Annotated in this window: 12 protein-coding genes and 1 other annotated feature; of the genes, 3 read left to right on the top strand and 9 right to left on the bottom strand. The window is 46.0% G+C overall.

What is annotated here, in order from left to right; genetic code table 11:
- Positions 1–191 precede the first annotated feature (191 nt).
- Together MKX34_RS08060 and MKX34_RS08055 are read right to left on the bottom strand one after the other, a co-directional pair.
- Positions 192–611 carry a DUF350 domain-containing protein gene (locus MKX34_RS08060; RefSeq protein WP_036683543.1) on the bottom strand — a complete coding sequence of 140 codons (420 nt, stop codon included), beginning with the start codon at positions 609–611 and terminating at the stop codon, positions 192–194.
- A 31-nt stretch (positions 612–642) separates the two neighbouring features.
- Positions 643–3009, bottom strand: a complete 2367-nt coding sequence (locus MKX34_RS08055; RefSeq protein WP_076297599.1) for an endonuclease MutS2 — start codon at positions 3007–3009, stop codon at positions 643–645.
- A gap of 152 nt (positions 3010–3161) precedes the next feature.
- Here MKX34_RS08055 and MKX34_RS08050 point away from each other — a divergent pair, with 152 nt between their 5' ends.
- Positions 3162–3509, top strand: coding sequence for a phage holin family protein (locus tag MKX34_RS08050; protein WP_036683548.1), 348 nt, complete (start codon positions 3162–3164; stop codon positions 3507–3509).
- A 71-nt stretch (positions 3510–3580) separates the two neighbouring features.
- On the opposite strand, the gene MKX34_RS08045 is transcribed toward MKX34_RS08050, so the two are convergent.
- Positions 3581–4648, bottom strand: coding sequence for a GGDEF domain-containing protein (locus MKX34_RS08045; RefSeq protein WP_076297600.1), 1068 nt, complete (start codon positions 4646–4648; stop codon positions 3581–3583).
- Between the two features lie 315 nt (positions 4649–4963).
- Here MKX34_RS08045 and MKX34_RS08040 point away from each other — a divergent pair, with 315 nt between their 5' ends.
- Positions 4964–5317, top strand: coding sequence for a cupredoxin domain-containing protein (locus MKX34_RS08040; RefSeq protein WP_235219496.1), 354 nt, complete (start codon positions 4964–4966; stop codon positions 5315–5317).
- Between the two features lie 138 nt (positions 5318–5455).
- On the opposite strand, the gene MKX34_RS08035 is transcribed toward MKX34_RS08040, so the two are convergent.
- The 3 genes from MKX34_RS08035 to pheS all read right to left on the bottom strand — a co-directional run bounded on the left by MKX34_RS08035 (position 5456) and on the right by pheS (position 11407).
- Positions 5456–7540, bottom strand: coding sequence for a hypothetical protein (locus MKX34_RS08035; protein ID WP_326047078.1), 2085 nt, complete (start codon positions 7538–7540; stop codon positions 5456–5458).
- A 205-nt stretch (positions 7541–7745) separates the two neighbouring features.
- Complete coding sequence (pheT, locus tag MKX34_RS08030) at positions 7746–10190, bottom strand: phenylalanine--tRNA ligase subunit beta (protein WP_076297601.1); 2445 nt, start codon at positions 10188–10190, stop codon at positions 7746–7748.
- 182 nt (positions 10191–10372) lie between these two features.
- Positions 10373–11407, bottom strand: a complete 1035-nt coding sequence (pheS, locus tag MKX34_RS08025; RefSeq protein WP_038569531.1) for a phenylalanine--tRNA ligase subunit alpha — start codon at positions 11405–11407, stop codon at positions 10373–10375.
- Positions 11408–11467: 60 nt separating this feature from the next.
- Positions 11468–11753: a binding site (T-box leader), on the bottom strand.
- A 582-nt stretch (positions 11754–12335) separates the two neighbouring features.
- Here pheS and MKX34_RS08020 point away from each other — a divergent pair.
- Entirely contained in the window at positions 12336–13955 is a 1620-nt protein-coding gene (locus MKX34_RS08020; protein WP_081384069.1) for a sensor domain-containing diguanylate cyclase, read from the top strand.
- Between the two features lie 62 nt (positions 13956–14017).
- Here the strand turns inward: MKX34_RS08020 and pulA are convergent, their stop codons facing one another.
- From pulA to MKX34_RS08005, 3 genes are all read right to left on the bottom strand, one after another.
- Positions 14018–16405, bottom strand: coding sequence for a type I pullulanase (pulA, locus tag MKX34_RS08015; RefSeq protein WP_076297603.1), 2388 nt, complete (start codon positions 16403–16405; stop codon positions 14018–14020).
- A 379-nt stretch (positions 16406–16784) separates the two neighbouring features.
- Entirely contained in the window at positions 16785–18497 is a 1713-nt protein-coding gene (gene ptsP / locus MKX34_RS08010; RefSeq protein ID WP_076297604.1) for a phosphoenolpyruvate--protein phosphotransferase, read from the bottom strand.
- A complete protein-coding gene (locus MKX34_RS08005; protein ID WP_036683569.1) occupies positions 18490–18765 on the bottom strand; it encodes an HPr family phosphocarrier protein in 276 nt (91 codons plus the stop codon). The genes ptsP and MKX34_RS08005 overlap by 8 nt, the downstream gene beginning before the upstream one ends.
- Positions 18766–18852 lie beyond the last annotated feature (87 nt).

Raw genomic sequence — 18852 nt, 5'->3', positions numbered from 1 at the left:
TTTCACTTTTAAATTTAATTCATCATTAAATAAATAATACCGGCTGCTATAAAAGCAATCGCTGACAGAAACAGAACTCGGGTGAGAATCTTCATGATTTCCTCCTAAGATACCCCACAAAGAGTGGGACTGCTCATTTCAAAGCTTGTCCAGATCATAATCCTTTGCAGGGTGTCCTTATAAGGACGGATTTAAAAAATAGCCGCACCAATTACATAAGACAACGATACCGAGATCAGCATGGCAATAAGTCCAACAGCACGGTTATCCGCAGCGATCTCCTCGTCAATAGAGAATACAGGGGTCAGAAATTCAAATAAAAAATAGGCAAGCAGCAGCAGCAAAAAACCGACGACGGACCACTTCATGGTCTCATAAATTGAAACACCAGCTTCAATGCTGAAACGCAGTACGTTGCAAATCCCGAAGATTTTACCACCTGTGGCCATTGCCACTGCCAGGTTTCCCTTACGTATTTCTTCCCAGCAATTATATTTCGTTACCATTTCAAAAAAAGACAGAAATACAACTAGCCCAAGAATCGCCACTGCGAAGTAGCCAAGCAAGGCACCTAGCGGATGACCCAGCAAAAGATCAATATCTTCTTGCACGCTTTCCCCTTCTTTCTGCCGGGAAATCCCGCTATTGCAGCTCAGCCACAGTTACGCCCGCGCCGCCTTCGTTATAATTCCCGAGCCGATAACTCTTCACATGCTTGTGCTTACGCAAATATTCCTGAATTCCTGTGCGCAGCACACCCGTTCCTTTACCATGAATGATGGCGATTTGGCCCAGATTACCTAAAAAGGCTTCATCGATAAAACGATCTGTCTCCATGATAGCTTCCTCCAGGTTAGTGCCGCGCAAATCCAGTTCACTGCGAATGTTCTCATCACGGGAACGTTTGACGGTTGTCGCATGGCGAAGGGCCGTTGGCGCAGCTGTTGCCTTCGAGGAGAGCAATTCCAAATCATCCAGCCTTACCTTCATCTTCATAATGCCAAACTGCACCAGCGCCTCTTTAGTACCGCTTAGCTCCACCACAAAGCCCTTTTGGTTCAAGCTGTCGACTCTCACTTCATCTCCAGGACCAATTGTCCGTGGGGCCTTGGCAGTCTTGCGGGTAGCAGCCTTCTTGCGCGGTGATGGCTCAGCTTCATCCAGACGTCGCCGCGCTTCAATCAGCTTATGCTCTTTAACTGAAGCTCCTTCTTCCATAGCCAAGCGGCGCAAATCACTGATAATTTCCTCAGCTTCCTTACGCGCTTTGTCCAGGATCGCGCTGGCGTCCTTCTCTGCCTTCTCGAGGCGTTTCTCGCGCTGGCTTTCCAGCTTCTCAAGCTCTTGCTGTTGTCTGCTGCGCAGCTCCTCCACTTCACGGCGGATGCCCTCTGCACGTTCATGCTCCTGTTCCGCTCCCAGCCGATTCTCTTCGAGAGAAGCAATCATATGCTCCACGCGCAGATCTTCTTCCTTCACTTCACCGCGGGCATGCTCCAGAATCGCATGAGGCAGGCCTAGACGCTCAGCAATCGCAAAGGCGTTGCTTCGTCCCGGTACGCCGATCAACAAGCGATAGGTTGGGCTAAGGGTCTGGACATCAAATTCCATACTGGCATTGATGACTCCCTTACGCTCATAAGCGTAAGCTTTCAATTCGCTATAATGTGTTGTTGCGACCATCCGGCATTCGATCCGGTGAATATGCTCCAGAATGGCAATTGCCAGCGCAGAGCCTTCTGCCGGGTCGGTTCCAGCACCCACTTCATCAAGCAGAATAAGGCTCTTAGGAGTCATTCTACGCAGAATGGAGATAATATTAGTCATATGACTAGAGAAGGTACTCAGACTTTGCTCAATGCTCTGTTCATCGCCAATATCAGCATAAATGGCATCAAATACACACATCTGGCTGCCTTCCTCTGCTGGAATAAACAAGCCGGACATCGACATTAAGCTTAACAAGCCGATGGTTTTGAGGGTAACGGTCTTACCACCGGTATTCGGTCCGGTTACGATAATTGAGCTGTATTGATTGCCCAGCTCCACGTCCAAAGGAACCACATGCTCCGCTGGAATAAGCGGATGCCGCCCTTTGCGCAGCTTAAGATAACCGCGGTCATTCATGCGCGGCTGAGTAGCCTTCATATCACGAGCAAGACGCGCCTTGGAGAAGATGAAGTCCAGTTCTCCCAGAATATCAATATCGTAGGTCATTTCTTCCGCAATGTCGGCTACAAGTGCCGTCAGCCTGTGTAAAATGATCTCAATTTCCCGTTCCTCGCGCAGCCGTGTTTCACGAAGTTTATTATTCATCGCCACAATAGACTCTGGCTCGATAAATAAAGTCGCTCCTGATCCAGACTGATCATGTACGATACCGCCGAAATGGGCACGGTACTCCGCTTTTACAGGAATAACAAACCGATCACCACGAATGGTTACCAGCTGATCCTGCAGCATTTTCGCTACTGAAGACGAACGAATCATCGAATCCAGCTTCTCACGAATTCTGGTCTCTCCTCCGCGCAATTCACGGCGAATGTTAGCCAGCTCAGAACTAGCTGTATCAAGTACATCAGCATTCTCGTCTATACATAAGCGGATGGCATCTTCCACATGTTTTTGCTCCGATAAAACGTCGCTCAGTGAGAACAGGAGCTCAATCTTTTCTTCCTCATGCATAGCTGCCAGGAAACGTTTGACTCTGCGTGCGCCGCCAATGGTATTTCCAACGGCCAGCAGCTCAGTTGTTCCCAGCATTCCGCCTATAGACGCACGTTTTAGTGCAGCTCGAATATCGCTTACCCCGCCGAACGAAGGAATACCCTTCAGGCGATCCACATTAGCCGCTTCATCCGTGGCTTGAAGCAGCTTCTTCACGCCTTCGAAATCGCCGGAGGGTCTTAGCTGCTCAGCAGCCAATCTCCCCATGGGGGTTTGCGTATATTGCATTAATTTATTTAAAATCTTGCGATATTCAAGCGTATGCAAAATTTTGTCGTCCAATTACAGTCACAGCTCCCTTCATAGATGTTTCCATTATACAGAATTCAGGTCAATTTCGCTATTTGGGTCTTATTATTAAGCATAGAATCACGTAATAAGGTCACAATAAGAACTGCACATATCCTTAGCATGGGCCAAAGGAGGTTAGTACAGTGAATTTCTTAAGTCATGTTGGTCGTTTTGTGGTCGCAGCGCTTGTTCTGATGGTTGTTGGCTGGATTGTTCCACAGTTCACGGTTGGTGGGTTCTGGAGCGCTCTAATCCTTGCACTGGTGATTGCGCTACTCGGCTGGGTAGTCGAAGGAATCTTCGGCAAAAAAGCAACGCCTTTCGGTCGCGGTATCGTCGGCTTTATTGTCAGTGCGGTAGTTATCTGGGTCGCTCAATTCGTAGTCAGCGGAGTCAGCGTATCCATTCTGGGTGCCATTTTAGCAGCTCTGGTCATTGGGATTATCGACTTGTTCCTGCCGGTATCCACTCCATTTGAGGCCGCTAAGTAACAAAAGCTCTTCACTACACAGAACCCCTTATTCCCGGTTCTTCTCCGGCAATAAGGGGTTCTGTGTTGTTTTTATGCAAAAGACACAATCTCCTCTTTATGACTTTCAGCACAGTTGACCACTCTGTTCTTGCCTTGCTTTTTAGCGGTATAAAGCGCCTTGTCTGTTTTACGGAAGAGAAGCTCTTTCCCATCCCCAAGCTGATAATCACAAATTCCAATGCTAACGGTGATCGGCTTGTTCCCAGCCTGCAAATGTTCAATTTGAGCAATATTTTTCCGTAATTTTTCTACTGCTTCATAGGACTCCGAGAAACTTTTATCTGTAAAAATCACAGCGAACTCTTCCCCGCCATACCTAGCCGCAAAATCATTTAATTCAATCATACCGCCTACCTTGTCCGCTATCACCTTAAGCACAAGGTCTCCAACCCTGTGTCCGTAGGTATCATTCACTTGCTTGAAGTTATCAATATCGAAAAGAGCCAGCTGCAGTTGAAGGTTGTTGCTTTCACATTGCTCCAATAATGAATCCAAATATTCATGAAAGGTTTTATGATTATAGAGTCCAGTAAGTGCGTCAATCTTCAGCAGCTTATCCGAAATAGCCCTCTCCACCATTAGATCTTGGCCCGCCTTCGTTAATCTCTCTAAATTTATACGCGCTTCACGAGCACGAATAATTACTGCAATAGCCATCAGCACAAATACCAAAAATACACACTCTACCATCAAGAATTCAAGCAGCGGTTTATGTAGGAATGGCCGTTCCAACCCAAAATATACCCCAGCATAAAACACAATACTAAATAACCCCATTATGTACAGGAGCTTACGATCAAAATAAATAAGAGCAACCATAATCGGCATCATAAGTGTCATCTGAGCACCGTCAACAAAAGGCTCTAATACAAAATACATAAGGTAGGACACTAAAAAACCACAGCTAACCACCCCATATTTAGGGGACTGTTTACTATAACGCAGCCACAGCTCCGCAGTAATCATAAGGACCACAATTAGTAAATTACAGGCTATAAATAAATGCCACAGGTTCGTGTCCATTGTTGTTTTTATTTGGAGTCGGTCAATATTCGACAAAAACAGCAACCGTGAGATTAATAAAAGAATGACTACCATCCAATAGCCTTTTAAGATTCTACGGTGCCAAACCTCCGTACTTAGCGCATCGTTAATACTTGTAATATGTATCCCCTACTTTTAGACGTTAATGTAATAGCTTTCATTATAATAAATTTTAGTTATATTTTCATCATTTTTTTGCAATTTACGACAAAGTTTGAACAGTCTGCCTGTTCACAGATTTTTCACATTTAATCAAAGCGCTTTCTTAAATTTTAAGTTATGATGTCTACATAATTGTCACATTTTCACTATGCTTGGACTTCTTGGGAGGGGATTTAGATCATTAAAAAATTTGCAATTCTACTTTCAATGGTGTTCGTTATAGCACTTACAGCCTGTGGGAACAGCAATGATAGTGCTGCTGGCAATGCTAACACATCGGAGCCGGAGATCGAGGCAGAAACAGAACTCATAATTACAGCTACGAATTACAGCTTTGATCAGGAAGAATATCATCTAAAAAAGGGTGTGCCCGTCAAAATCATTTTTAAAAATGATGACGGCAATCACGGTATCCTTATTCCTGAGTTCGAGCTGCAGCTTAATGAAAAAAAATCCTCAAAGGTGATCGTACCAGAGGAAGCTGGAACTTTCGAAATGACCTGTTCCATTATGTGTGGCTCCGGACATAGCGGAATGAGAGCTACTATCATCGTGGAATAGATTACACATAAACAGCCGATTATTAGGGATTCTCCCTGATATCGGCTGTTTTTTTAATCTGAGCTCATTAATAAAGAGTGCTGACCCGAAATAGATCTCTCTACTCATCAGGTCAGCCCTCTTACTTGCATCCGGCATTCAACTGTCCTGCTCGATCAGTTGAATCCATTCATTATATTCATTTTGCAGCTTGGCATATTCCTCTTTAAGGTTACGATGCTCGTCCGTAAGCTTGTCAAGCTCTTCCTGACGCATTTCAAACTGGACCTGCAACAAACGAAGCTGTCCTTGAACCATTTCATAGCTTTCACCAACTTCACCTAACTGCTGAAGCACCTCGCTACGTTCACGATCAATAGCTTCCTGCTTCATCTCAGCCTCGCCGGCTTCCTGCTGCCAAATGTCGATCTCCTCGCGCAGCTTCGCTTCGAGATCCGTCCACTGCAGCTGCCGATCGGATAGCTCCTCGTACTTGTGCTTCCAAGAAGCTCCGTACGCCTCTGCTTCCTTCAGCACTTCCTGTTGCTCAGCAACAGTAGCAGCGGCTTCACGACTAGCTTCAGACAGCTCTTCTAAGCGTCGTGTTGCCTCTTCGCCTTCTTCCTGCAGCAGTTGATATCTTTCCTGCAGGCGTTCTCCTTCTTGCAGTACATCATCGTATTGAGCAATCAATTCCTCATAACGCACACGAAGCGCAGACAGCTCCTTCTGAACCTGCACACCTTGCTCCCGAAGTGCCGCTGTTTCGCGTTCTGCATCTGTACGAAGCCGAACCTCCTGATCCAGCTGCTGTACTAATCCATCGGCTTGCCCACGTAGCGTGTCGATCTCTTTCTGAAGCAACACGGATTTCTCCTCAGACTCCAGCAGATTCATTTCCAGTTCACCAATATCTTCCATACGTTTATCCGAAAGCTCCTGCCAGTTAGCCGCCTCTGCTGCTGATCCCGCAAGTTCTTCCTGAACACGGTGCAGATTCTCACTCGTCTCCTGTAGAGACGCTCTTAGCTCTGTCGCTTCATTCTGTGACTGTTGATAACGCTGGCGTAACTCTTCCAGCTCCTCATTCAACAGTGTGCCCAGCTCAGTAGCCGTGCGCAGCTCTTCACTGAGCTGTTCTTCACGTTTAACAATCGCTTCATATTGTCCAAGCAGCGTCTGTCTTGCATCTCGCTCACTCTTAAGACTGGCTTCAGCCGCCCGTAATCTGGACTGAAGTTGCCCGGTCCCACCACGAAGCTCCGCCAGCTGTTTCTCCAGCTCTTGAATGCTTTGCTTATGTCTATGCTCTTGAGTGCCTTGTGACTGCCGCAGTTCCTTATTCTTGGTTTGCTCCCGCTGCAGTGCTTCACGTTCTTCCGCCAGCTCTTTGCCCAACTTCGCTTTGGTACTCTCAAGCTCTTTACCTAAGGTCAACTTGGTATCCTCAAGCTCCTTACCCAGCGTCAATCTGGTATCTTCGAGTTCTTTACCTAATGTAGACTTGGTAACCTCAAGCTCTTCCTCCAGTGTTGACTTGGTCTCGGTCAGCTCAAGCTGCAGAGCAGACAGCGTGTCTGTCTTCTCCTTGGTCAGCGTCTCTCGGATGTTCTCCAGCTCTTGCAGATGAGCAGCCTTCTGCTCCTCCAGCTGCTGCAAGCGGATGGCTTCCGCCTTCGCCAGTTCCTGCCGCTGTTGTTCACGACTAGCTGCCCGCTCTTCTTCGTAGCTTGTCCGCAGTTCTTGCAGCTCTATCTCGCGCTCAAGCAATTCTTCTTCCAGCTTCTTGCGTGCAACTTCCACAGCTTGCACTGCCTCCTGAAGCTGCTCCGCATGTACCTTGCGTTCATTCTCCTGAATCTCCAAATGCCGCTTACGTTCTTCCTCAGCAGCAGCAATCAGTCGCCCAGCCTCTTCTTTGGCCGCAGCTTCAAGTCGCTCAATTTCTTCTTGCCGCTCCCGCTGTACCTCCAGCAGGCGAGATACTTCCAATCGCAGTTCACTGCGTTCACCTGTCATCATGTTTAGTTCATTTTTGAAGTCCTGAACCTGAATAGCCTGCTCCGCCATATGTACAGCTGCAAGCACCGCTATACGCGGTGTGTCCAGTCTGGTGTGAGATTTAGAAATCGTGCGCATATGTTCATCAACATAACGGGCCACTTGTTTCATATATTCAGTACTGCTTCCGACGAGTTTATAGGAAGTTCCGTATATCTCCACGGCGACACGTGTCCGGTCCATAGCCACAGTTGTGCCCTCCTTTGTATGTGTGCGGATTCTAAGCTAGTTTCACTTCTTCTATTGTAGCTTTTTTGGTAAGCATTTGGCAAAATCCCTAATATTCAATAGATTATGGCTGATATTCTCCGCTTTGCACTCTACCTAGAAAAAACCGCAGCGAATCTCAGTTTCTAAATGGATTCGCTGCGGCTTTACACAATTCCTGCTACTTTCTTAATTCTGCACCAAAAGTTTGTTGAAGAGATGCTAATACCCTCTCATGCACCTCTCCTACTTCTTCATCAGTCAGTGTATGTTCACTATGACGATACAGCAGTGAGATCGCGATGCTCTTCTTTCCACTCTCCAGCTTACCGCCAGTGTACACGTCAAATACCTGTACGGACTGGAGCAAAGTACCTCCGTTATCACGGATGGAAGCCAGCAGATCGCCCGCTGGTACAGCGGAATCCACGACCACAGCAATATCCCGTTCCATTCCCGGGAAACGCGGAAGCTCATTATATTGCAAACGGCTTTGCGCACTTTCATATAACGGCTGCAATAAAATTTCTGCCGCATAAGTATCCACCAGATCCAGCTGTCTTTGCAGATCCGGATGAATCTGCCCCATCGTTCCGATCTTCACACGGCCCTCGTTCCCGAGTAAATATACCGATGCGGAACGCCCAGGATGAAATCCTTCTGGACTGTCTCCCACATAGACGATTTTATCAGTCAGCCCTAAATGAGCAAATACCGTTTCCAGCGCACCCTTCAAATCAAAGAAGTCCACAGGCTGTGCCGAAACATTCCATTGCTTCACTGTTAAGCTTCCGCTAAGCAACAGCCCCAGCACTGGCAGTTCGCGTGGTTGGCGAGTCAGCTGTTCTTCATCCGTGAAGAAGACGTTGCCGATTTCAAACAATGCCAAGTCGCTTTGACGACGATTGGTATTGTAGCTGGCAATATCCAATAGTTGCGGAAGAAGGCTGGTACGCAGTACGCTGCGTTCTTCACTCATCGGCATAGCCAGCTTCACCGCTACTGCTCCTTCTGATAACGCAGGGAACATTGTGCTTTGTTGCGGCTGGATGAAGGAGTAACCCATCACCTCTTGGTAACCGCCATGTGACAATAAGCGGCGCAGTTCACGACGGAGCGCTTGCTTGTGAGTTAGTGCTCCTGGCGTTGTAATTCCTTCAATTAGAGTCGTTGGAATATTGTCATATCCGTACAGGCGGGCAATTTCTTCAATAAGATCAACATCATAGCTGATATCGCCACGTCTGGTTGGGACTTGAACTTCAATCAGCCCTTGTGCGGTATCTCCGCATTTGAAGTGTAGACGGCCAAACAATGTCTTCACTTCCAGCAAGGACAAATCCGTTCCCAGATAACGATTCAGTTTCTCTAAGGACAAGGTGAGAACCTTCTCTTGAACAGCGTCAGTTCCTGCTTGCACGATGCCTTCATGGACCGATCCGCCAGCATAACGTGCAATCAGCACTGCTGCACGGTTCAATGCAGGAATAACTGCACTTGGATCCACTTCCTTCTCGAAACGAAGGGAGGCTTCAGAGCGAAGTCCCAATTGACGCGAGGTTTTACGAATCGTACCACCATCAAACTTAGCAGATTCCAGAACAAGGTTTACCGTCTCAGCAGTAACCTCTGTATCCCGTCCACCCATTACTCCGGCCAGACCTACAGCTTTAACTCCATCAGCGATAACGAGCATTTGCGGCTCTAGCTTACGCTCTTGACCGTCAAGTGTAACCAAAACTTCACCTTCATGGGCAAGACGAACGCCGAGTTCTCCACCTTGCACTTTATCTGCATCAAAAGCATGCAGCGGCTGTCCATATTCCAGCATCACGTAATTGGTAATGTCCACGATATTATTAATTGGACGAACCCCAGCAGCCATCAGACGATTCTGAATCCACAGCGGTGATGGTGCAGGTTTAACACCTGCAATATAACGAACTGCATAATGGCTGCAGTATTCTTCATCTTCAATCTTGACGGAAATGGAATCCGCAGCAGGACCACTGATCTCAATAATTTCGCTTTTTGGATCAGGCAATTTAACTTCACGCCCAAGAATCGCACTTACTTCATAAGCAGCACCAATCATACTGAGGCAATCCGAACGGTTCGGAGTCAGATCGAATTCCAGAATCTCGTCATCTAAGCCGAGGACCTTGGAAATATCCTGACCAATCTCTGTCCCTTCAGGCAGCACAAGAATACCTTCTTGTTGCTCTTTTGGAAGCAATTTATCATTCAGTCCCAATTCTTTGGCCGAGCAGATCATCCCTTGCGATAGGACGCCGCGCAGCTTGGCTTTTTTGATATCCAGTCCTGGCAGCTTAGCACCGACCAGTGCTACAGGTACAGTTTGACCTGCAGCTACATTTTTTGCGCCGCAGACGATTTGTAGATCCTCATCTTGGCCCGCATCCACGATACATACGTTCAGCTTGTCGGCATCAGGATGTTTTTCCTTTGATTTCACATAGCCGGTTACGATGCCGGAAATGCCTTTATTGCGGCGCTCTACGCCGTCAATCTCAATGCCGGCAGCGGTAATCTTCTCCGCTAGCTGTTCGGCGGTTACTCCTTCAATCGATGTATAATCAGCCAACCATCCGGTTGATACTTTCATATCCGCTCACTTCCTTTATGTTTCAGATGTATTTATTTCACTGTCGTTCGTGCTGCTTCCTGTGGGAGAACGGATGAAGTGCACTCAATTTCAGCTACACACTATTAAGGACGGTCCTTACAAGGAAATCAGATGCTCCAAAACCCATTCTCCAGCCACTAACAGCCAGCGCACCACAATAACTAAACGCCCTTGAACTGCTTCACAAAACTCATATCATTACTATAGAAATGACGGATGTCATCGATGCCGTATTTAAGCATTGCAATCCGCTCTACACCCATTCCGAAGGCGAAGCCGCTGTATTCAGCAGGATCATAGCCACCCATTTTCAGTACATTCGGGTGTACCATACCTGCGCCAAGGATTTCTAACCATCCACTTTGCTTGCATAGTCTGCAGCCATCGCCACCACATTTGAAGCAGCTTACGTCTACTTCAACACTTGGCTCCGTGAATGGGAAAAAGCTCGGACGAAGACGAATGCCTGTATTCGGTCCAAACATCTCCTGCACAAATTGTTGCAGGGTGCCCTTCAGATCACTCATTCGAATGTTACTTCCAATGACCAAACCTTCGATTTGGTGGAACTGGAAGGAATGCGTTGCATCATCATCATCACGGCGGAATACTTTACCCGGACAGATGATTTTAACAGGAGCTTCACCGTTCATAGCCTGCATAGTACGAATCTGTACTGGCGAGGTTTGAGTGCGCATTAGCAGGTCATCTGTTAAATAGAAAGAATCCTGCATATCACGTGCCGGGTGATTCTTAGGCAGATTTAGAGCTTCAAAGTTATAATAATCGGTCTCCACTTCCGGACCTTCAGCTACACGGTAGCCCATGCCGATAAAAATATCCTCAATCTCCTGTACGACTCTGCTAAGCGGGTGAATGCCCCCTTGCTGTAAACGGCGACCCGGTAAGGTTACGTCTACTTTTTCAGCCTGCAAACGTTGCTGGGTTTCCTGCTCTTGAAAAGCCTCCTGCTTCGCGCCGATAATCTCCTCAATAGCACTGCGAACCTGATTCGCCACTTGCCCGATTACCGGACGCTCCTCAGCACTAAGTCCTCCCATACCGCGCAGAACCTCTGTAAGCTCACCTTTTTTACCGAGATACTTCACTCTTAAATCATTTAGTACCTGCGGATCCATAACCTCCTGCAGCTTAGCCAGCGCTTCAACCTTCAATGCTTCCAACTTCTCTTTCATGGCCGTGTACAGCCCCCTTCAATCATTGTCTAGTTCAACAAAAAAAGGCCTTTCCTCCCGGTAAGGGACGAAAAGACCGTGGTACCACCCTTGTTAGACAAGCTGATCTGTTCCCCTTAAGAGCTTCATTCCCTCTTTTGGCTGGACAGATACCTATCTCACTTTATACAGAAATAACGGTCTGTGACCGGTATCCCCTACCCTTCCCTATTAGACAGCTTAAGGAATTCAGGGAACTGCTCCGGAGTGAACTTCGACAGCTCTGCTTCTTAGAAACGCTCTCAATCCGCGGCGTCTCCTCCCTGTAAGTCAGGCACTGTGTACTCTTCTCCATCACTGCATTTCACAATTCATGCTAATTGTCAGGTATCTCTTTACTACAAGAGATATGTCTCTTTATTATATGCAAAATCTGTCGTTTTGACAAGCTGGATTGGCATCGGGGCGGGCAGGCGTGATTTTTGGAATGATGCCTGCGAACAAAGCCGCACGACTTCACCCCATTCACGCACTGCGTAACGAATAATGAATGATTAGCTTTCCTGTAGTCATTATGACTAAGGGCAGTTTTTTTCAGCAGCTGTAAGCCGTATCATTTATGATCGAGTGGGGTAATAGGATCCATCGGTTTGAATATAGATAATTCAATAGGCCCATATATTAAACTTTAAATTTTGTCTTTTGGATTATTATGAGTAAAGATTGCTCTATAAGCAGCACGTCCTATATACTTGATATACTAGAAACTACCATTTACTCACACGTACATTTTCCTATGTTTTTCCACTATGTATACAATACCTCTTTTATTCCAAAAGCACCTTCAAACATCAGTGACTGATTTAAATTACGCCTGACCATAGATTGACTTCTGCAGGTTCTACTTAAGCAGCAATAGATTTACTTAATCATCTTATACAGGGAGAAGATGACTGTGGCAGGGTTCTTCGAATTCAAGGTAACACGCAAACTATTCTATGTCTTCGCTGCAATCTCCGTCCTTCTGGTCGGGATCAGCGTGTCCTCGCTACTCTATTTAAATCACACTATTAATAGATTGTCAGATTCTCTTTATGATGATATATATCAGAACTCTAAGCTCATACTGAGCGCCGATCGTGATCTGCATCAAGCTGCTGTAGCCTTGCAAATCGCAATGGATCCAAACCTAACAGCCGCAGAAGGTGAACAGTTCACTACGGAGTTTATAGATAATAATCTTCAAGCGCAGGAACGAATAAGTCTAGCAAGAGCAAATATCAACGCTATAAAAAAACCTTACAGTGATATGAAACAAAGTGGAATTATCCTTTCCGAATTAAAAAACGAGCTGCGCTCCTTCGAAACTACCATTGTCATGTGGAAAAATTCAGGGCATACGCTAATAACGGAACGGACGAAGAGTAGCTGGAATCCGGATTCATATTCTGCGCTCACCCTAAACTCGCAATTCAATGAAGCTAGAGCATATCTCGATCAAGCAGAGGACTTGATTGGCAACTACGCCTTGCAAGTAACGGACGGTTTTAAGGATAAAAAAAGCGCTTTGTTCTCCCTGTATTCGCTCCTCTTACTTGTGTTTCTCCTGGTCATTATTTACCTTGGACGCAAAATCATCTGGCTCCAGAATGAAATGCTGGAAGAACAAACACTTTATCAGCTAATCGGTGAAACCATGTCTGATTTCATTATTTTGACGGATCCTAACGGGTTGATTCTATACGCTTCCCCCTCACACTCCAGTATTCTAGGCTATGTGCCTAAAAAAGGAGATCCGTTATCCAACTACATACGTGAACCGGAGATTGCCTGGGCTAAATTAAAGAGCGTGGTTCAGGGAACCCCGCGCATTTCAGAACTGCGCATGCGCGGAGCAGAAGGCCAATGGGTATGGCTTGAAACTAAGGTGTCACCTGTTCTCGGCAGCCGTAAATTCCCAGCACAATTCATGCTGTTATCTCGAGAAATTACCCAGCGAAAACAATACGAAGAACGACTACATAAGCTAGCCTTCTATGATCATTTAACAGCGATTCCCAACAGGGCTCATTTCAAAATGTATATGGAGAACCTTATCACACAACCCGAAGAACGGAAGCAAAAAATTGCACTGGCCCTGCTGGATTGTGACAGATTCAAGCAGCTAAATGATACCTTAGGCCATCTGGCTGGAGACGAATTTCTTCAGCTGCTCTCCCGTGAACTTCAGCATACAGTCAAAGGAATAGGTCAGGCCTTCCGGATCGGCGGAGATGAATTCGCAGTTGTACTGCATCGATTCACTTCTCCAGAGATGCTTGATGAAACGCTGCAGCGGTTACTTAAACTGTTCAATAAGTCTTGGTCTGTTGATAACGGGTCCAGCTTCCACACCTCCGCGAGTATCGGAGTAGCTTTATTTCCTGAACATGGAAGCAGTATCAATGAACTGCTGCGTGCCGCCGATTTGGCGATGTACCGCTCCAAAGACCATGGTGGCAATAAAGCCAATCTTTACTATGAGCTTGTGGACGAAGAGTTTGCTGACCAGACCATTGTAAAACCATAAAACCAAATAAAAAGCTGTCTCAGGATACAATCAACCCTGAAACAGCTTTTTTTGTATTGCCACTAACTGCTTAACCGAAGATGATCCTCTGAAATTCCATCAATCTCCTGATCACGATCCCGAACTAAGACCTTGGTTAACTCTCCATTCGTAGAACAATCAATGAAGCGGTCTCCGTCTCCATCTTTTTCTTCCCAATCATTAAGCCGCAAAATATATCCGATGGATTGGGTATCTGGCAGCACTTCGATGCGGGCTACTGCACGCCCGTTCTCCATATATCGGAAATCGCATTGTCCATCCTGGATTCCTGTATCCCAAACCCAAAGATTCCAGCCTTGGTAATTCTGATCAGGGCGTTCATAGTGTATTTCGATGATTTTAGAGCGTGGGGCTGGCTCACCACATTCATCATAAAGGACCATCATCGACAACCCTTCCACTTCTACCTCATTGCCTTCGATTCTGCGGATGGCTTCTATCCCGGCACGGGTATGGTCTACTACTATACTCCACCCGTTAGAAATCTCAGGAAGAGCCACCGTCATTCGATCATTATTAGCATTGAAGATAACGGTTATATTGTTCCAAAGATCGCCTCCTGCATGGCCTCTAAGAAGATACGATACTATTCCGCCATCACATCGCAGAAATTCCAACGAACGTTCAATTTCCTGGCGGCCATGCAGACGAAATGCCGGATGTGTGCGCCGCAGCTCGATCAGGCCTTTATAATATTGAAATACGGGCTTAAATACGCTTTTCATATTCCAGCGGATCGAGTTGATCGCGTCACCGCTGCGGTAGCTGTTATGATCCCCAAATTTACTGCGCAGGAGCTCATCTCCAGCATGCAGGAAAGGTATCCCTTGCGATGTCAGAATAATTCCGTTAGCAAGCAAGGAACGACGTACAGTTTCATTACCGAGAATGTTCTCCGGATCTACATTCACGTATGGATTGGCAAGGGCCACTGCATCTTCCAGATCCTCGTTATCCATGTTGGCGATTACCGGAAAATCAGCTTTCTGGCTCCCCCCTTGAACGATAAGCAACTTATCCCATAAATTCAAATTATCATGGGCAGTTACATAGTTCACAGATTCCACAGGCGAGTCCGTAAACTCATGAATTGCTCCTTTAATTCCGGCTGCAATAGCACCTTCTTTGCCGTATTCGCCTGTCACGAACCCTCTTCCGAAGCCATCACTATCCCCTTTGATCGCTGAACGAAAGTTATCGTTGAAGACAGCATAACCCTTGCCCCGTTGTACACCTTTTAGCGTTTTAGTGGCCAGCGGAGAATCTCCACCCGTCCAAGGTTCACCGTAAAGCAACAGATTCGGATTCACTTCTAGACGGAGCTCTTCCGTAATCTCCCGCATGGTAACACTGTCCATCAGACCCATCAGATCAAACCGGAAACCATCGATATGATATTCCGCAGCCCAATAAGATAGGGAGTCTTTAATAAATTTTCGGACCATCGGACGTTCTGTAGCCAGCTCATTGCCAACCCCGGAGCCATTCGACAAACGTCCCATAAAATCGCGGCGATAGAAATAATCTGGTACAAGCGGCTCAAAAGGTCCATTCTCCACAGCATAAGTGTGGTTGTAAACGACATCCATAATTACCGCGATCCCGCGGCTGTGCAAGGCCTGCACCATCTCTTTAAATTCACGGATCCGCAAGCCAGGATTGGCAGGATCGGTGCTGTAAGATCCTTCAGGTACATTATAATGCTGGGGATCATACCCCCAATTGTAGTCCACATTAGCTATGGAGGAACCCCGATTAACCACCTTCAGCTCATCCACGGTCTGAAAATCAAATACCGGCATCAGATGAACATGGGTAATCCCTAATTCAGCCAGATGATCAATCCCCACTGTATTTCCTGCCGGATCCTTTAATCCAAATTCGGTAAATGCTTTGAATTTACCCTTATAATACATACCAGAGCTCTCATGTGAGGAAAAGTCACGAACATGCAGTTCATAAATCACTGCGTCGGCAGGATGCTGTAACGGAGGCGCTACATCCTGATCCCAATGTTCTGGATTCGTATCCTGCAAATTAACGATTGCCGATCTTAAACCATTAGCTGATACGGCTGTTGCATAAGGATCTACTGCTTCTGTCACATTACCATCTGCAAAAACAGCACGGTACATATAATATTTCCCTTTTAGATCACCTGATAACTTGGTCTGCCAGACTCCGCCATTACTACGCTGCATATATACAATCCGACCACTGTCCACAGCGCTCTTATGTGACTCACTATTCAGTTGATAACCACCTGTTTCGTACAGGACAAGGGACACAGCAAGAGCCGTAGGTGCCCAGACTTTAAAGACACTGTACTCCGTTGAATACGTCAAGCCTAAGTCCTTACCCTCATAGACTTCCATCATCAATTCTGCATTTATATAATTTTTACTCATGAATTAACACCATCCTATGGCTCCCCACCTAACCTGTAGGGTTGCTTATAAGTCCATATATTACCAATTTATTACATATTAATACTTGCACAGCGCTGCAAGTCGGCAAATGGAGTATAAACTTTCTATGGATCCTTACTATTATATGTACGACATATTTATAGGTTTGGGTTCCTTATCGACTTTATGCTCATTACTAATACTATCGGTATAGACATCTGCGCAATAAAGAAAATAAACAGTGAACAGTAAATGAGGTCGAATTAAAGTAAATTATAGATTAAAAAACATAAAAAAGCCGACCTCCAGCCATCGGAAGTCGGCAATAGTAGTTGGAAAACAGTAGAACGCTAAAACGGATTAATGCATGCGTAAAAAGTTACTTAGCGATACTTTGAACAAGTGCAGCTACTTCTTCAGCCGTGCCAAGCTGCAAAGCTTTTGCAGCCAAATCCTTCATGTCGGCAGCCGACAATTTGGAAATTTGACTGCGCGCTGGCAGAATGGAAGTTGCACTCATGCTGAATTCGTCAAGACCAAGACCCAGTAGCAGCGGAATAGCTGTTGCGTCACCAGCCATTTCACCACACATCCCTGTCCATTTACCTTCTGCATGGGCTGCATCAATTACATTTTTGACCAAACGCAGGATGGCTGGATTGTAAGGCTGATACAGGTAAGATACCTGTTCATTCATACGGTCAGCAGCCATTGTATATTGAATAAGATCATTCGTACCGATACTGAAGAAATCAACTTCCTTAGCAAACTGGTCAGCCAGTACAGCAGTTGATGGAATCTCAACCATTATGCCGAGCTGAATGTTGTCTGATACTTCCTTACCTTCTTCCCGAAGCTTAGCTTTCTCTTCGAGCAAAAGATCACGCGCAGCACGGAATTCACCAAGCGTAGCTATCATAGGGAACATAATGCGAAGATCCCCGTGAACACTTGCTCTTAGTAATGCGCGTAGTTGAGTACGGAAAATATCCTGACGATCCAAGCACAGACGGATCGCACGGAAACCAAGGAAAGGATTCATTTCCTTCGGAAGGTCCAGATAAGGCAGCTCTTTATCGCCACCGATATCCAGGGTACGTACGACTACCGGCTTACCCTTCATGTTCTCAAGTACAGTACGGTAGGCGTTATATTGGATTTCCTCAGAAGGCAGCTTATCGCGACCCATGTAAAGGAACTCAGTGCGGTACAGACCTACACCTTCGCCACCATTCTCGATTACACCATTCACATCATTTGGTGTACCAATATTGGCAGCTAGCTCAACATGTTTACCGTCTGCTGATATTGTTGGTTCGTCGCGAAGTTTCTTCCATTCTGCGATTTGCAAGTCGTAAGCTTCCTGCTTGCGAGTGTACTCTGCCACTTCAGCTTCGCTAGGGTTGATCAGAACGTCTCCATTCAGACCATCGACAATCACCAAATCGCCAGAATTCACTTCGGACAGAACCGTTTTAGTTCCAACAACCGCTGGAATTTCCAAAGAACGTGCCATAATCGCAGAGTGGGAAGTCCGTCCACCAATATTCGTTGTGAAGCCTTTAACGAACTTACGATTAAGCTGTGCTGTATCCGATGGTGTTAGATCTTGAGCAATCACGATTACTTCTTCACTGATTTCTGCAGGACTTACATAATGAATGCCCAGCAGGTGGTTCAGCAAGCGCTTGGTAACATCACGCATGTCAGCTGCACGTTCCTGCAGATAGGCACTCTTCATATTTTCGAACATTTCAATAAATTGCGTAGCCACTTCGTTTAGCGCATAGTCCGCGTTAACCGATTCCTCACGGATTTTATCAATTACAGGATTGATCAGCTCTGGGTCATCAAGAATAAGCAGATGTGATTCGAAAATCTCAGCCTTTTTCTCCCCCAGCTCTGCCAAAGTACGCTCTTTAATCGTTTGCAGCTCCACTCTTGATTTGGCGAGTGCATCATTCAACTTAGCGACTTCTGCTTCAGTATCACTGATACTTGTCTTCGTAATCGTATAATCCGGATGTTTCAGGATAAAAGCACGGGCTACTGCAATCCCTGCTGAAGCCGCGATTCCTGAAATCTTATTCATGGATTTCCCCTAGCCCTTCTTTAATCATTACTTCTTGAAGAGCGTTCAAAGCTTCTGCTTCTTCGCTTCCTTCAGTAATCAAAGACAAAGTATCTCCAGCTTCAAGACCCAATGACAATACGCCAAGAATGGATTTCAAAGTTACTTTTTTACCTTTAGCTTCTGCAAATGCTTCTGTACCTTTGAATTTTGTTGCTGTATTTACCAAGGCAGTTGCTGGACGTGCGTGAATTCCATCTTCATCGACAATTCTGAATGTTTTTTGCATAATATTATCCAACTCGCTTTCTGTTATTAGAGTATTTTAAATTTATAGTGAAAGCTTCGCTTCCTTGTATGAACAAGGAAGCATCGG

The organism is Paenibacillus sp. FSL R5-0636 (genome assembly GCF_037974255.1).
Classification (GTDB): Bacteria; Bacillota; Bacilli; order Paenibacillales; family Paenibacillaceae; genus Paenibacillus_AQ; species Paenibacillus_AQ odorifer.
This window is presented reverse-complemented; position numbering and strand designations above follow the sequence as displayed.

Coding starts and splice junctions, on each gene's coding strand:
- pheT (WP_076297601.1), bottom strand. CDS start 10,190: ATGAAAGTATCAACCGGATGGTTGGCTGATTATACATCGATTGAAGGA.
- MKX34_RS08040 (WP_235219496.1), top strand. CDS start 4,964: ATGGTGTTCGTTATAGCACTTACAGCCTGTGGGAACAGCAATGATAGT.
- MKX34_RS08045 (WP_076297600.1), bottom strand. CDS start 4,648: ATGGTAGTCATTCTTTTATTAATCTCACGGTTGCTGTTTTTGTCGAAT.
- ptsP (WP_076297604.1), bottom strand. CDS start 18,497: ATGAATAAGATTTCAGGAATCGCGGCTTCAGCAGGGATTGCAGTAGCC.
- pheS (WP_038569531.1), bottom strand. CDS start 11,407: ATGAAAGAGAAGTTGGAAGCATTGAAGGTTGAAGCGCTGGCTAAGCTG.
- MKX34_RS08020 (WP_081384069.1), top strand. CDS start 12,336: ATGACTGTGGCAGGGTTCTTCGAATTCAAGGTAACACGCAAACTATTC.
- pulA (WP_076297603.1), bottom strand. CDS start 16,405: ATGAGTAAAAATTATATAAATGCAGAATTGATGATGGAAGTCTATGAG.
- MKX34_RS08035 (WP_326047078.1), bottom strand. CDS start 7,540: ATGGACCGGACACGTGTCGCCGTGGAGATATACGGAACTTCCTATAAA.
- MKX34_RS08005 (WP_036683569.1), bottom strand. CDS start 18,765: ATGCAAAAAACATTCAGAATTGTCGATGAAGATGGAATTCACGCACGT.